The organism is Halalkalibacter sp. APA_J-10(15), from assembly GCF_023017105.1.
In the GTDB taxonomy this organism is placed as follows: Bacteria; Bacillota; Bacilli; order Bacillales; family Bacillaceae_D; genus Halalkalibacter.
Genome location: NZ_JALKEV010000001.1, coordinates 496,278 through 511,177, shown reverse-complemented (window position 1 = coordinate 511,177; position 14,900 = coordinate 496,278). Strand labels below are relative to the sequence as shown.

Below are 14,900 nucleotides of genomic sequence, written 5' to 3'. Positions count from 1 at the left end.
CGATTATTCTCCAAAGATATCAACAAACCTTTGTTTATCTTCCTCTCTCGTTGAAAGTAAATCAGCAACATCCGAAGTCAATACATCCATTTCATCAATTGTCTTCAAGCCTTCAGGTGCCATTATCCCTTCACGAATAGGTGTGTAACCAATGTCAGCCGCCATTTGCTGTCCTTGCTCTGATAAAACAAAATCAACAAATGCCTTTGAAGCTTCTTCATTGTCCGTTCCATTCATAATTCCAATTGGCTCTGTTATAACAGGTACACCTTCCTCTGGATAAATTAATTCAATCGGTGACCCTTCCGCTTTCGCACGAGCGACAATGAAGTCCACAACCATTCCATATGCTTGCTCCCCACCAGCAACAGCTTGGAGAACGGCTCCATTTCCTTGTACGACTGTGACATCTTGTCCACTAAGATTTTCGAAGAATTCCCAACCAAAGTCACCTTGTCTTGAGAAAACCCCAACATTATAAGCAGCAGCTCCTGAATAAAGAGGACTCGGCATAATGACTTCTCCATTCGCATCATCTTCATTTACAGCGTGCCAAGATGTCGGAAGCTCTGCTACATCATTCGTATTAACCGCTAATACAGTCGCCATCACTTTCGTTCCCGCATACATATGGTCTGAATCAATGAACTCATCCGGAATATGAGCAAACTCATCAGATTCGTATGCCAATAATAATTCTTGTTCCTTTAATGATTCAAATGTAACAGCATCAGCTACTAACAGGACATCTGCTTGAATGTCACCCGCCTGTTGCTCCGCGAGAATCTTACTAATGACTTCCTCCGTACCTGAACGGAAGATCGTCACCTGTACATCTGGGTGTAGCTCATTAAACGTACTAACAAGCTGTTCTGCATCCGCATCTGGCTGTGATGTATAAAATTGAACCTCACCAGAAATAGATCGACCTTCTTCACTATCCACTTGCTCTGTTTCTTGATCCTGCTGATCCTCTTCACCGTTAGTTTCAGAATCTGTCTGACTATCCTCTGCCGACCCACACGCTGTTAATACAAGCCCTAACATTAAAATCATTGCCATCAACCATTGCTTTATCATATTGTTTCCTCCTTCGTTTCTTGTATCATTTTTACACGTAACCAACGTTCAAATTTACGCAAATGCTTGCGTTGACTCACTTTACCCTCTAGTGGAGTCACCGTAATATAGCCCCCTTTAAGCTTAGCGAAGTCCCCTTCATCATCAAACTCTGTCAGTTGCTGCAAGCGATCCTTTAACCAATAATAGACGTTGCCATACGGATCATTCAGACCGACATACCGGTAGCGCGCAACCGATAGATCTAGTGGAGCTACTGCAATCCCTCTACAATACTCTTTTTTCACATAAGGCAAATTCACATTCACAAAAACCCCGCCAGGTATCTTATTTGCTAATAATGGTTCTAGTACCTGATATAACAACCGCTTTGGAACTTGAAAATTAAGGTCCTTAACCTCCAATCGATCAATTGAAACAGCCATTGCTGGAATTTGGTACAATGCTGCTTCTGCCGCAGCTGCCATCGTTCCAGAATAATAAACATCTCGACCCAAATTCGGGCCAATATTCATTCCAGATACAACGAAGTCTGGCGGCTCCTTCATTAAGACATCCATACCTAGCTTCACACAATCGGCCGGTGTCCCATTCACTGCCCATGCGTGCACATTCCCCCCAAACAGCTTCACAGGTGATGCCTTTAAAGGCTGTCGTAGTGTAATAGAATGGCTAATCGCACTCCTTTCTTGATCCGGGCAAACAACATAAATTTCACCAAAGTGCTGTAGCACTTCAATTAACGCCGCCACACCAGGAGCAAAAATTCCATCATCATTTGTCACAAGAAATTTCAACTTGTCACTTCCTCCATATTCTTTTCGATGTAAGCTTTCATATAGTGAGCATGCTTCTTTAATAGTTCACTTTCCTCACTTGCATCATAACCTTCAAGAACGACAGGCAAATGACTACCCTGTACACGCTCTAAAAAAGGCTCCAGCTCTAGCTCTCCTTCTCCTAAGGCAACATGATAGACAGAGGAGGTCGAATCACTTAAATGTATTTTGCTGACTCTCGTCATTTGTTCAAATTCGGCTACAATATTTTTGTCCAAAGAAATATGCGCTGCATCAAAAGTCGCTTGCACATGCTCAGAGCGATTGAATAAAAAGGGCGCCATCTGCTGACCAGATGTAACGAATTCCTTTTTCTCCACTTCCATCAGCTCGAGTGACATCGTAACCCCGAATGTCGCTGCGGCTTCCTCCAAATAGTCCAAACTCTCTTCTAGCTTGCGGATATGCCATAACGTCCAATCCTTTGAAAGTGTACGCTTACCGGGGTGTACCGTTACATTCGTCGCACCGATCGACGCTGCTAATGCAAATGACTGAACGACCTCATTGATTGATTGCTTTCGAATCCCTTCGTTAAGCGAACAAATATTTAAATCCCAGCTCGCAGCATGAAAGCTCACTTCAAGGTTGTATCTTTTTAACATTCGCTTAATATCACGGACCGTCATTTTGCTATGCCAAATTTGCTCTGCCCATAGCTCGATTCCATGAAGACCATAAAAGGAGACAGCCGCTCCGATATCATGAATGCTCTTTCCCCATAACAAAGTAGATGATGCATATAGCTTCACTTCTCCACCTCACCTTCTAGGAGGACACTAAAAAAAATTAAATACGAAACTTTTTCAGTGCCTTTCCTTCTAGTTGTCCAAAGACCCATTCTAAACGCTTAGTATCATAGTCAACTGAACCAATAGGATACGGACTTCGTGAATCGTAACCGTGAAAGTCACTGCCGACACTGACAAGCAATTGATGCTTAGCCGCTCGTTTGAGCCAATACTCACGTTCACGATGCTCATGCTTGGAGTAGTACACTTCAATTCCATCTAGACCGGCTTCAAGCAATGCTTCGAAGGAATAGCTCCAATCATACTCGCCTGGGTGCGCGAGAAATGCTTTCCCACCACATTCATGAATAAGCCCAATTGCAGCCTCTGCCGAAAGTCCTCTTCGGCTAACGAAAGCTTGTCCTCCCTTTTTCAATAGCTGATCATACGCTTGCTTCGATGACGAAAAGAAGCCCTTCGCTACGAGTTCATCCGCAATATGAGTCCGTACAATTACTTGTCCTCCGGCTCTTTGCCAGCAGTCCTCCCAATCAATTGGATAACCGAGATTCTGAAGGCGTTCAACGATTTCCTTTGACCATTCACGTCTTTCGTCCTTTCTCCATTTCACATACTCCAGCATGCTCGGATGATTCGAATCAAAGCCATAACCAAGAATATGAAGCTCTCCTTGAGCACCGTCTGTATTAAATTCAATGCCAGACAATAGCTGAAGTCCACAAGAAGTCGCTAGTTCCTTCGCTTCAAAATAACCGGAAATTTCATCATGATCAGTAATAGAAATAACTGAAAGTCCAAGACGTAAAGCCTCAGCAACAATTTCTCTCGGCGTCATCGCTCCGTCTGAGTGTGTACTATGCATATGTAAATCAATCCGCAACCAATCACATCCCCCCATCTCTTTCTGCTACCATCGTATAAAATGAACATCAAGTGAGAATAAAGAAGACTTAACCATTTTGTAAAAGGTTTGTGAAGCTGTCATTTGTAAAGATAAGGTAAATGATAGGAGGAATCGAGGTATAACAACAGGTTGACACGATTCATAGAGAGGTTACATGTAAATTTATTGTAAAAAATTTATCATTCCTTTACATAATTCGGCATGGTTCCCTTTACATTCTACTGTTTTTTTATATTTCCACTTCTACTATTACGAAAAATTTATCATCTCATCTATTTTCCCTTTATAATGACAGCTAACAAATCCCAAGAATAAGAAAGCCGAAGTCAATAAACTACTTCATTCATTCGTTCACCTGATGAATCTTACACGAGACTGCTTTTTGAAATGCTACACATTTGTTGAATGACTACCGGACGGATTCAAGCCGATCAAAGCCGATTCCAGACAACGTGATCAGCTTTCAAACAGGAAAAAAGATCGGACGCAACGAACTCTGCCCTTGCAAAAGTAGGAAGAAGTGTGAGACCTGCTGTGGGGTTAAGGTTATACAGTGGAAGCCACTGAAAAAGTTTTCATTGGCTTTGATATGACTAGCGATTGCTTCACTTAATACGGAAAATCCACCACTGTAACAAAGCAGCCGTATCGCACATTGCTTTAAAAGAACCGCCAAACTCCATCCGTGTTCTTTGTAGCGGTCGCCGTGCGTATGGGGCAATGATCTGAATGTAGTTTCATTTCAGATCAACGACCACACTACCCGCGAAACCACTTCTATGCTCCTTGATGGAACCTCATTCCGCTATTTCATTTATAAAGCCCTTTTTGACTGCCCTTCCGGAACCTCATTCCGTTATTTAACCGTTTGTTCTTCGTTTCTCTCGTCTTTTGACGTATTAGCGGAATGACGTTCCGTTTCGAACACTTATATAGCCTATTTCTTCCTTTTAACGGAATGAGGTTCCGCTCTCGCTACGATTATTCGTGCACTGCTGAATGTAAAATATAGCAGTGGCGGGTGCGTTTCACGTACAGCTTACTTCAACGCTATCTTCACAAACTTTCTCTTTCCAACTTGGATGACTAAGCCGTCTATAACGGAAATACGCAAATCAACATCCTCTACTCGCTCTCCATTTACCTTTACTCCTTTATTCGCAATCATTCGCCTCGCTTCCCCTTTTGAGCCTAGCAAACCTAATTGTACAAGTAGCTCGATCACTAATATGTCACTAGCACCGTTCCATTCAATGACCGGTAGCTCATCAGGAATGGCACCTTGTTGAAAGACCGAGATAAACTGGTGCTCAGCCTTTTCCGCTGCTGCAACACCGTGGTACATCGTAACAATGGTTTTGGCTAATTGCATTTTTGCATCTCGTGGATGGCATTGACCTGATTGAAGGTCTTCTTTTATTGCGTTTAATTGTTCAGGAGAGAAATCTGTGACCAATTCGAAATATTTCTCCATTCGTTCATCTGGAATCGACATCGCTTTCCCGTACGTTTCTTGTGGGCTCTCATCAATTCCAATGTAATTTCTCTTAGATTTTGACATCTTTTCTACACCATCAAGACCTTCTAACAATGGCATTAATATAGCGACTTGCTTTTCTTTACCCAGCTTCTCCTGAAAATGACGCCCCATTAGCACATTGAAATGTTGATCCGTCCCACCGAGTTCAATGTCGCAATCGAGTACAATTGAATCGTAACCTTGCATTAACGGGTAGAAAAATTCATGCAGGGAAATCGGCTTACTGAAGGCCATTCTCTCTTCAAAGTCATCTCTCTCCATCAATCTTGCCACTGTTATTTTCCCAGCTAATTGAATAACATCTTCAAAATGGAGCTTTGACAGCCATTTTGAATTGTAATGAAGCTCAACTTTGTCCATATCAACGATTTTGCCAAACTGTTCAAAGTACGTCTTCGCATTGTACTGAACTTCCTCATCTGTTAATGGCTTTCTTGCTACAGACTTCCCTGTAGGATCTCCTATCTTTCCAGTGAAATCACCAATTAGCAGTTGAATCGTATGCCCATTGTCTTGAAACTGCTTCATTTTCTTTAGAACAACCGTATGACCAAGGTGAACATCTGGCGCTGACGGATCTAATCCTAGTTTAATTTTTAGCGGCCGTTGATCTCTTACCGATTTGGCCACCTTCTCTTCTAATTCCTCAACTGGAATAATATCGTGAACCCCTAGTGTGTACATATCCATTTGCCTTTTGACTTCTATCCGTTGCTCTTCTGTTAATTGCTTCATCACTTCATTCATTATGATCCCTCCAAATATAGTAAAAAAACCACATCCCTCCTATAGAAGGGACGTGGTTGTCACGCGGTACCACCCTTGTTGAAGATGCAACATCTCCCACTTTGTACGAATAACGGCTCGTCCGTCTTTGCTGATTAATCAGCAAAGAAAGCTCAAGAAATGTAATTTACCTTATCTATGTATCGATTCACACCAACCATCGACTCTCTAAAAACAGGGAGATAAAGGCTACTTCTTTTTCTATCATTGCTTTTCCATTCATTTTTGTTAAAACTTTTGATCTTTCACAACTTTTCTTAGTAGCTTAGAGATTGTTCTTTGCTCATCGTTCGATAAACTCGACACAATCTCCACCTCGCCTTTATGAAAATGAGGGTATAGCTCCTCCATCACATGCTTTCCCTTTTCCGTTATCGTCACGTAGGTGATGCGGCGATCTCGTAAATCTTTTTTTCGATAACAGAAATCCTTATTTTCTAACGTTTTCGTAATGTTACTAACCGTTGCTTTTGTAACACCTGCTAGCTCTGCTAATCTCTTCGTTTCTATGGACTGTCCTATCCACAAATCATATAGAATGGAAAACGATGTCCAAGATAGATTGTATTCTGCCAAAACTTCGCGCTCCATTTTAATACGTAATCCTTGGGCAACACGATAAATATTCGTTACAACGGTAACTGCATCAACGTTCAATGAATCGATTGGTAGCTTCGTTAAGCGATTCATCGTCTCTTTCTCTTCAGGAAGCAGTTCTCCCTCTTCATTAATTGTATGAATAAGACACCCTCCTTAATTGTCATAATCGTTAGCTACGAAACGATATTAACAAAAAAAAGATGAGGATGCAAGCGTGAACTGTAAAAAAGCGTTATATTCGAAGACACTGACTTTTTCAATCCCCTCTTATATCCCTCAGGCTCCTTACTTCAAGTGGCAGTTCGCCTTCTATCTAGCTACAACCGCAATGACCGCCAGTATTCCTCCTAATATAATAAAATAACTCACCCGTTTGCTATTTTTGCTAACCTTTTTGGCGACATTCTTTGGAATACGGTCTCCTACATTGACCTTTCTTATTTGCTGCCAGACTGGCATTAAAAAAACAAGCCCTGTTACCATTAGCATTATTGCGATAATATTTACGAAATCATACCATTCCATTCAGCTATTCTTCTATTCAATTTGTTCGATATAATGCTCAACAACAGCTTCTACCATTTTACATACCTTTTTGCGTAAAACTGAGGCTCGACCACGAACATCTGATTAGAAAATCCAAGTATATACCTAATAGCTTCCTCTTCCGTATCAAAAGATAGCTTAACAAGCACCCAGCCTTCCTTATCGACCTCACTTATTTCAATAACTCTTACAAAGTGACTGGAATAAGATAGCTTCCCTATGATGGACTGAGTAACCTTCACCTGCACTTCATAGGTCGGTAATTCTTTAATAAAAGCCTCTGTTGAAGACTTCCAGTATTGAGCAATGTCAAAGCTCTTTGGTCGTTCAAATGTCTCGTTAATAGGAGAAGCCTGCTGAATTCGTGAAGCTCTATAATTTCGAATCTCACCATTCTCCTTTGATGCAATCAAATACCATCTGTTCCCCTTAGCCACTAATCCCAGTGGCTGTACAATACGTTCAATCGTTTGTCCATCTGAACGCTGATAGACCATATTTAATTTATGGTTCTTCCAAATAGATTGTTTAAGAGCTTCGAAAGATTTGAGCTTTTCTTTCTCGTTTCGCCATGAGCTTGTATCAATATAGATTCGATTCCATACTTCTTTTGCACCTTCACGATATACAGCAGGAAGTGAGGCTATTAGCTTAGTTCGCGCATCTTCTGATGTACGAGTTAACTGTAAATCATCAAGTAATTGTTTTGAAGGTGAGACAAGCAAAGCATGAATTTCAGATTCCTTTAAGCCTGTTAAGTTAGTCTGATATCCTTCAAGAAATGACCAGCCACCCTTTTTGCCACGTTCAGCAACAACGGGAATGCCCGCACCACTTAGGGCATCCATATCCCTATAAATTGTTCGCTCGGACACGTCTAACCTTTCAGCTAATTCCTTCGCAGTTAACTGTCCTTGAGATTGCAGCAACAAAAGAATGGAAATTAATCGATCTCCTCTCATTATGATCACCTTGTATATGAATAGATTATATTCATTTAATTAAATATGACACTTGTTGTCAAGATTCAGACCTTATAATAAGAATACCTTACCAAGAAAGGATGAGAATAATGAAACCACTTAAAGGAAAAATAGCTCTCGTAACAGGAGGAAGTCGAGGAGCCGGCAGGTGCATCGCTCTAGAACTAGGTAAGGCTGGCGCAATCGTGTACATTACAGGACGAAGTGTTATAGGGAATGCAACTAATCAATGGCCTGGTACCATTGATGACACTGCTTCACAAATTAACGCTTCAGGCGGAAAAGGGATTGCCATACGATGTGATCATACAAATGATTCAGAAACAGAAGCTGCCATCGCAGCCATTCGCAAGGAACAAGGGAAATTAGATCTATTAGTCAATAATGTGTGGGGTGCACATGACCTCGGAGTTGAAGCAAAGCCTTTTTGGGAATTACCATTAGAGCATTGGGATACGATGTTCACTGCAGGTGTCCGTGCCCAACTAGCTACTAATCATTTTGCCATTCCATTACTACGTGAAAATCATGAAGCTCTCATTGTGCACACTACCTTTTGGGATCATAATAAGTACACTGGGCAATTTTATTACGATTTAGCAAAGCACGCTTTAGTAAGGATGGCATACGGACTCGCAACAGAATTAAAACAAGACAATATTACGGTACTTGCCGTTTCACCTGGTTTTATGAGAACCGAACTTGTCCTAAAGCACCATGGATCAGATGAGGACCATTGGAAAGAGTCAGAGGAGTTAAGAAGAACGGAATCACCATTTTATATCGGTCGTGGAATTACAGCATTAGCAAGCGACTCCCATGTTATGGATAAAAATGGACAGGTATTAAGAGTTGGTGATTTAGCAAGAGAGTATCGATTTACTGATATAGATGGACGTTATGTTCCACCGTTTACGTTGTAATTTCTAGACTTAGCTTTTAGTCTTTCCAGTTAAACTAAGGTGATAAACATTTTGCTTATCACCTCTTCCATATCTCTATCATTACGTCTTATGAAAATGAAGTGATTTTGCGATACTGTATTCTCTCGTATTACATCCACTTATCGTGGCAGCAGCCTTCCTCCACGCAAAAAACGATCAACCATTTCCGCCGTTTCCTTTTGATGATGAATCTCCTTATGGCCATACGGAAGAGTAGTGAAGTCTGTTAGCTCTGGAAAGTAAACAGAATCCACCTCGACACGTCCATCGTTCGCTTTATCAAGAAGACGTCCTAGCCATAGCTGATTTTTATTTCCGGCTATCGCCGCGATTTCAATTTTGTGATCATAACTAAATTGGTACGAGTCAATCTTTTCTTTTGTTAACGACTTAATGGTCTTAAAAATTTTCGTGTATAGCTTCACCTTACTTGCAAGCATTGCCAGTTTATTGCCGTTGTTAGGTGTTGCGATTAAGACACAGCGTCCAATTTTATCAGTATAATTACGATTTGTAATAAGCTTACGTATAACAAGTCCACCTGTACTATGCCCAATAAGATGGACCTTCTGACCTTCAGAATTGTCGAGCTTGCTCATGATATCCTCTAATAATGCCGTTGCATCCTCAACATCCTGAAAAGTAAGCGGAAGCTCTGGCAACAAGCACGTATATCCAAGCTCCTCTAAATGGTGTTGCAGTGGCTTCATATCATTTGAATGCTTGTTAAAACCATGAATGAGCATTGCACGAATGACCGTCATCTCCTTTCACTCTTTGTTAGCACTTTCTCATTTCAGTCATCAATTTCAGAATGATAGACTGCTCAGTAGAACTTAATGACGCTTGATAATTTTCTCAGGAATCCCACCTACAACACCGTTATCTGGAACACCTTTTGTGACAACGGAACTGGAAGTAATGACAACATTATGGCCGACTGTCACACCAGGGTTAATACTCGCTCTTCCCCCAATACGAACAGGCTTCCCAAATTCAGCACCAGAAATTCTCTCTTCTACCTGAAGCGGATGCGTTGCCGTATAGATGTGAACGCCAAGTGCCACAAAGCAGTTCTCACCAATATTTTTCTTCTTTTCGTTTAAAACAGGTCGTTTTGATTAGGGCTCGGGACTGAAAAAGCGAATTCTATGATGTTGCACATAAAATTCGCTCAACTTTCTATATCTCATTCCTTACATTCGCTTCTTCAACCACTTTAACGCTAAATCAACCCAGACTTCACACTCTTGATTGATTTGTGCTGGATCATTCGCTGTCGTTTCATCACTTAGAGACAAACCATGTACTCCATTTTCGAAGACATGCAGTTCATACGGAACTTTCTGTTTTGCTAATGCCGTCGCAAAATTCAAGGCATTTCGTGCATAAACTAAATCGTCATCTGCTGTATGCCAAATAAATGTGGGTGGCGTTGCCTCCGTTACGAAGCGGACAGGACTTCTCCCTTCCAACTCCTCTATCGAAGGCTGTTCTTTTCCAAATACAGCTTGATTGGATACTCTCCAAAGCTCCCGTTTTCCTTCATCAACTTCTTTTTCCGCTTCTTCCTTCATGACCAAATAATCGGTCAGTGGATAACCTAGAATAAGGGCATTTGGCTTCAGTTGTTCATTGGAAGCTGATATTGGTTCCTGTAAAAAGGATTCATGCCAATGAACACCCATGCTTGCAACTAAGTGGCCCCCTGCCGAAAAGCCACATAAAACAATTTGATCTGGATCAACATTCCACTCTTTTGCATGCTCTCTCACCATCGAAATTGCCTTACCTAAATCAAACAAGGCTTGTGGTAAGACAGGCTCTTCTCTTCCTTTTTGACTAAAATCCATTGTAAAGGTTGGGTAGTACGTCGTATATCGAAGGACAAATGTTTGATATCCTGCCGTCATAAACCTCAAGGCAACAGGCTCCGCCTCCCTATCCGACGTCCCTAAATAAGCACCTCCAGGGCATATGATCACCGCAGGCCTTTTCTTATTTGGCTGCAATTCTTCTGAACGCTCCCACACATAGGTCATTAATTTCGCTTCGTTGTCGTCGTTCCACAATAATGTTTTTTTATGAATCATCATTACTCACTCTCCCTTTGTTTACCACTTTGCTTTATTTCTATGACAAACCGTTCTACTCCTTTATTCTACTTATATAGAAGGATTACAATAGGATCTCTATCTCTTACTACTCCGAACGATCAGCTTTCAATAGGCATAGTGTGTTACCATTGGCCAAGATTTGTTCTTTCTACATACCGAGTTCTTCAGCCTTCCTCTTCATCATCCTAGCTTGTTTCCCTCTTGTCACAATGAACACTAGCACAACGAGCTCGATAGCCATACCGAGTGACTGCGCCATCGCACCAATCATCCCGTTCCAGGCAGGAACTAGAATCGTCATACATACAGCAACGATAAATGTAATCAAGAGATTAGAAGATTGAGAGATCACCATGCTATTCGTTTGATTTCGCACCATTAAGATGCCATTGCAATAATCAATAAACGGAAACACAAGTGTCATAATCATAAATACTTTCAACGTATCAAGGGTCGCAAGCATCAGCCTTTCGTTCGCACCAAGAACATGCTCAACGACAAAGGGTCCAATTGGTGTAAAACAAAACAAAGCTAATACCAACGTTGGTATAAAACCGATCATTAATGTGAATTGCCTTACCTTTCTCGGATGATCCTTATAAAAAGTTAGTACGATCTGGTGGGTGTAGCTAAAAAAGCTTAAAAACAATTGCGCAACACTTAAAGCAAGTGCATAGGAAGCAATCGCCAGTTCAATCTCAGCTGTCCGTCCTAGAAAAATATTAATAACAGGACCAACCATAACGATAATGAGCGAGGATATAATAAGAGGATAGTAGAAACGAAACACTTGTGATTTCCGTTCAATATGATGGGCGGGGTCTTTTTTCGTCATTTTCTTCACGAGAATTCGCCCTTCAATGAAGCTTACTAAACTCTCAATCATCATCCCAAATAAAAAAATATAGGCGCCCGTTTTCGCGTTAATGTAACCCGTTTGAATAAACACAAGAGATAATAAGTACATCCCAATTAAACGAATGACCATCCCAATCGTCAGCCATTTTGTTTGCCGATTTAAAATGATCACACCTTGAAACAGGCAACGAATAGCTGAAAAAAAGGTGACAATAATCAAAATTTGATACACATCAACAATCTGGCCGATCATCGCCGACTCCGCACCAAAAATATGAGCAAAGATCCACGTACCAATCGGTGTATAAGCAATCGTTGCCGATAAGAGCATGAGTGTAGCAACAACATAGACCGCAACCATTGACATCGCTTGAAATGAAACGCGATCGCGAACTAATGCCGAGCAAGCATTCCGTAATAACACACCAAGTCGCTCCATGATCGAAAACAAACTCATCGCAATCACATAACTAGCAATAATGACCTCTGCATCACTCGCCCGTGCCAACGTACCATTAATAATAATATGAGATAAGGTCACTAGGATGGCCGATAACCCTAATGGAACAAAAAAGGCTAATATTTTCGACGTCTTCAGCGTTTCCTCTGTTTGTATGAAAGAAATCCCCTTCTTTCTTCTAATCTAGACTGTTATTGAAATCGCTTACTATTCTATTATGCCACAAATAGACAAACATGAAAAAAGAATTACTTATATGAGCCCGTTAAGTGATACGGTCTATTATTTGTTCGAATGAGTAATGAGCGGTTCCTCATTCCTCTATTTTCTCCTCCTAGCTAGATTTCCATCATTTGAGGAATCCTCATTCCTTTATTTCACCTTTTCCATTGTGCTCACTGCTCGTTTCGACCGAATAGCGGAACAGCGATTCCGCTATGACCTCTTTGACCTCGTTTCCACCTGTTTAAAGGAATGAGGATTCCTTTTTCCTCACGTAATGGAAAATAAAGTTTGGTTTCTAACTTTTTTGGTGTCCTTTACGCAATGTGCAAAACCGTCTCCTATTTAAAAAGCCTGATAGAGTGGATTTCTCCTATCAGGCGAGCAATGGGTGAAGCTATTGCCAATCAAATGTATTTCCTTTGTCTTCTTTTATAGGCCAAGTAGAATTTTATTTAGTACTCTTTTGCGTTGATTGAATATACGTAACGATTTCTTTCACAAGTCGCTCTGCATTAACGCTCACGTCTTGATCTAGTCCTTTATCATGTGCATCCTCTAGTATTCTCTTTAAATCATCCTGAGACAATTCAATGTCCATATTTATCTTTCTCCTTCTTATGAAAAACATTCACTTCACAATAGCGAATACCCTCAACGGAGATACGTTAAACCTCCCCCTCAAAAGATCCAAATAAGAATCGAGACAGCAAAGCAATACATCGCAAAATATAAGAGCTTTCCAGACGTCACTACGTCAACAACTTAATCGCCAAAATCGATACAAGTAATGACGTTACAAAAGCAATTACATAAAGCCACAGCAAATCATTATGAACGATTGCTTCATAGATCGTCGTCGATTCAAGTACAAGGCTTCCAATACTAACGGGAAATTACGAGCTCGTACATACTTAACTACGTCCATCGTTCATACGATTAAATCCTTCCGATAGACGATAAATACAGCCAGTAGGGATGCTTCCTTCAGAAATACCTCAAAATGTACATCCACCCCAAAATAATTGCGAAACAACAGGTAAAGGCTCAGTCGCGCCTTGAACAATTCCAAGAAATATGTATTTAAGCACCTCAATGAATTCCATAGTGAACTCCTTTTTTAAATCAAAATCATCTGTAAGTGTAGCATACAGGAGTCACGTTTGTAGATATAGACAAAAAATATGATAAAATTGTCAAAGAAAAAGAGATAGAAGGTGATGGCAATGAATCTATTAGAAAAAAGCTATACATTTCTCATTTTAGCCGCTGTCATCATCGGTCTTGGCGTCGGACAAATTAGTGGCATTCATCTATATGCTGAAGCTGCGATCACACCGCTTTTAATGCTGATGCTTTATTTGACCTTTTTAAACATTCCGATTGCCGATATGACAAAAGCGTTTCAAAACATTCGCTTCACCTATACATCCGTCATCATCAATTTTGCTTGGACACCCCTTTTATCATGGATACTTGCCCTCATCTTTTTGAGTGATCATCCAGCGTTAATGATCGGCTTCATCATGCTCATGGTAACACCTTGTACGGATTGGTACTTAATTTTCACAGGAATAGCAAAAGGGAATGTCGCATTGTCGACAGCCATTCTACCATTAAACTTACTTTTACAGGTCATCTTACTGCCTTTTTACCTGTTTATCTTCGCCGGAACATCTGGGACGATTGAGCCTTCTCTTTTACTTAAAAGCCTTGTAGTCGTATTAGTACTTCCACTAGCACTCGCATTCGGAACGAACCTTGTATTAGGAAGGAAGCCAGTCTTAAAAACAAAGCTACTACAAACGCTAAGCGTCTTTCCCATGCTCTTATTAAGCCTAGCAATCGCTTCCTTATTCGCTGCACAAGGCTCCTTACTATTCGAGCACCTTGACATACTATGGCTACTCATCCTTCCGATTCTTTGCTTCTTCATCATTAATTATGTCATTAGTCAAAGAATAGGGAAATGGATTGGCTTTGTAACAGCTGACCGCGTAAGCTTAAGCTTAGCGACATTAGCCCGAAATTCTCCGATCGCCCTTGCGATAGCGATAGCCGCATTTCCGAATGAACCACTCATTGCCCTCGCGTTAGTGATTGGCCCATTGCTTGAATTGCCTATTCTGGCTATTGTGACGCAAATGTTGATGATGAGAAAGCATTGAATAACTGCATCTCACTTTTTCTTCGGAGTCCTTCATTTCTTAAATACGCTGTCCCTTTATCATTTGAGATAGCGTATTATATACAATAATAAGCACACAAA

Annotated in this window: 14 protein-coding genes, 1 pseudogene and 1 other annotated feature; of the genes and pseudogenes, 2 read left to right on the top strand and 13 right to left on the bottom strand. The window is 40.8% G+C overall.

Features of this window, described 5'->3' with window-relative positions:
- Positions 1–3: 3 nt before the first annotated feature.
- The 8 genes from MW695_RS02245 to MW695_RS02210 form a co-directional block, all read right to left on the bottom strand.
- Complete coding sequence (locus MW695_RS02245; protein ID WP_247102632.1) at positions 4–1,080, bottom strand: ABC transporter substrate-binding protein; 1,077 nt, start codon at positions 1,078–1,080, stop codon at positions 4–6.
- The gene (gene surE / locus MW695_RS02240) at positions 1,077–1,877 is read right to left on the bottom strand and encodes a 5'/3'-nucleotidase SurE (RefSeq protein WP_247102629.1); all 801 of its coding nucleotides are present in this window, start codon (positions 1,875–1,877) and stop codon (positions 1,077–1,079) included. The genes MW695_RS02245 and surE overlap by 4 nt, the downstream gene beginning before the upstream one ends.
- Positions 1,874–2,671, bottom strand: coding sequence for a sugar phosphate isomerase/epimerase family protein (locus MW695_RS02235; RefSeq protein ID WP_247102619.1), 798 nt, complete (start codon positions 2,669–2,671; stop codon positions 1,874–1,876). The genes surE and MW695_RS02235 overlap by 4 nt, the downstream gene beginning before the upstream one ends.
- Positions 2,672–2,708: 37 nt before the next feature.
- The gene (locus MW695_RS02230; protein WP_247102617.1) at positions 2,709–3,569 is read right to left on the bottom strand and encodes a PHP domain-containing protein; all 861 of its coding nucleotides are present in this window, start codon (positions 3,567–3,569) and stop codon (positions 2,709–2,711) included.
- A gap of 1,045 nt (positions 3,570–4,614) precedes the next feature.
- On the bottom strand, positions 4,615–5,862 hold the full coding sequence (tyrS, locus tag MW695_RS02225; protein WP_247102615.1) for a tyrosine--tRNA ligase: 1,248 nt from the start codon (positions 5,860–5,862) through the stop codon (positions 4,615–4,617).
- 43 nt (positions 5,863–5,905) lie between these two features.
- Positions 5,906–6,118, bottom strand: a binding site (T-box leader).
- An 11-nt stretch (positions 6,119–6,129) separates the two neighbouring features.
- A complete protein-coding gene (locus MW695_RS02220; RefSeq protein ID WP_252120609.1) occupies positions 6,130–6,591 on the bottom strand; it encodes a MarR family winged helix-turn-helix transcriptional regulator in 462 nt (153 codons plus the stop codon).
- A 219-nt stretch (positions 6,592–6,810) separates the two neighbouring features.
- On the bottom strand, positions 6,811–7,026 hold the full coding sequence (locus MW695_RS02215) for a hypothetical protein (RefSeq protein ID WP_247102613.1): 216 nt from the start codon (positions 7,024–7,026) through the stop codon (positions 6,811–6,813).
- A gap of 50 nt (positions 7,027–7,076) precedes the next feature.
- Positions 7,077–8,009 (bottom strand): helix-turn-helix transcriptional regulator, encoded by a 933-nt coding sequence (locus MW695_RS02210; protein WP_306421058.1) that lies wholly within the window; start codon positions 8,007–8,009, stop codon positions 7,077–7,079.
- Positions 8,010–8,119: 110 nt separating this feature from the next.
- Here MW695_RS02210 and MW695_RS02205 point away from each other — a divergent pair, with 110 nt between their 5' ends.
- The gene (locus MW695_RS02205; RefSeq protein WP_247102611.1) at positions 8,120–8,953 is read left to right on the top strand and encodes an SDR family NAD(P)-dependent oxidoreductase; all 834 of its coding nucleotides are present in this window, start codon (positions 8,120–8,122) and stop codon (positions 8,951–8,953) included.
- A 140-nt stretch (positions 8,954–9,093) separates the two neighbouring features.
- Here MW695_RS02205 and MW695_RS02200 read toward each other — a convergent pair whose 3' ends face one another.
- The 5 genes and pseudogenes from MW695_RS02200 to MW695_RS02180 all read right to left on the bottom strand — a co-directional run bounded on the left by MW695_RS02200 (position 9,094) and on the right by MW695_RS02180 (position 13,232).
- Entirely contained in the window at positions 9,094–9,738 is a 645-nt protein-coding gene (locus MW695_RS02200; protein WP_247102608.1) for an alpha/beta fold hydrolase, read from the bottom strand.
- 72 nt (positions 9,739–9,810) lie between these two features.
- Positions 9,811–10,059, bottom strand: a pseudogene (locus tag MW695_RS02195) (LbetaH domain-containing protein); the annotation flags it as partial.
- Between the two features lie 111 nt (positions 10,060–10,170).
- On the bottom strand, positions 10,171–11,070 hold the full coding sequence (locus MW695_RS02190) for an alpha/beta hydrolase (RefSeq protein WP_247102606.1): 900 nt from the start codon (positions 11,068–11,070) through the stop codon (positions 10,171–10,173).
- A 169-nt stretch (positions 11,071–11,239) separates the two neighbouring features.
- Entirely contained in the window at positions 11,240–12,490 is a 1,251-nt protein-coding gene (locus tag MW695_RS02185) for a multi antimicrobial extrusion protein MatE (RefSeq protein WP_247102604.1), read from the bottom strand.
- A 592-nt stretch (positions 12,491–13,082) separates the two neighbouring features.
- Positions 13,083–13,232, bottom strand: a complete 150-nt coding sequence (locus MW695_RS02180) for a YwzD family small protein (protein ID WP_247102601.1) — start codon at positions 13,230–13,232, stop codon at positions 13,083–13,085.
- A 625-nt stretch (positions 13,233–13,857) separates the two neighbouring features.
- Here MW695_RS02180 and MW695_RS02175 point away from each other — a divergent pair.
- Positions 13,858–14,799: an arsenic resistance protein gene (locus tag MW695_RS02175; protein ID WP_247102598.1), complete on the top strand. Its 942-nt coding sequence runs from the start codon at positions 13,858–13,860 to the stop codon at positions 14,797–14,799.
- The last annotated feature ends 101 nt before the right edge of the window (positions 14,800–14,900 follow it).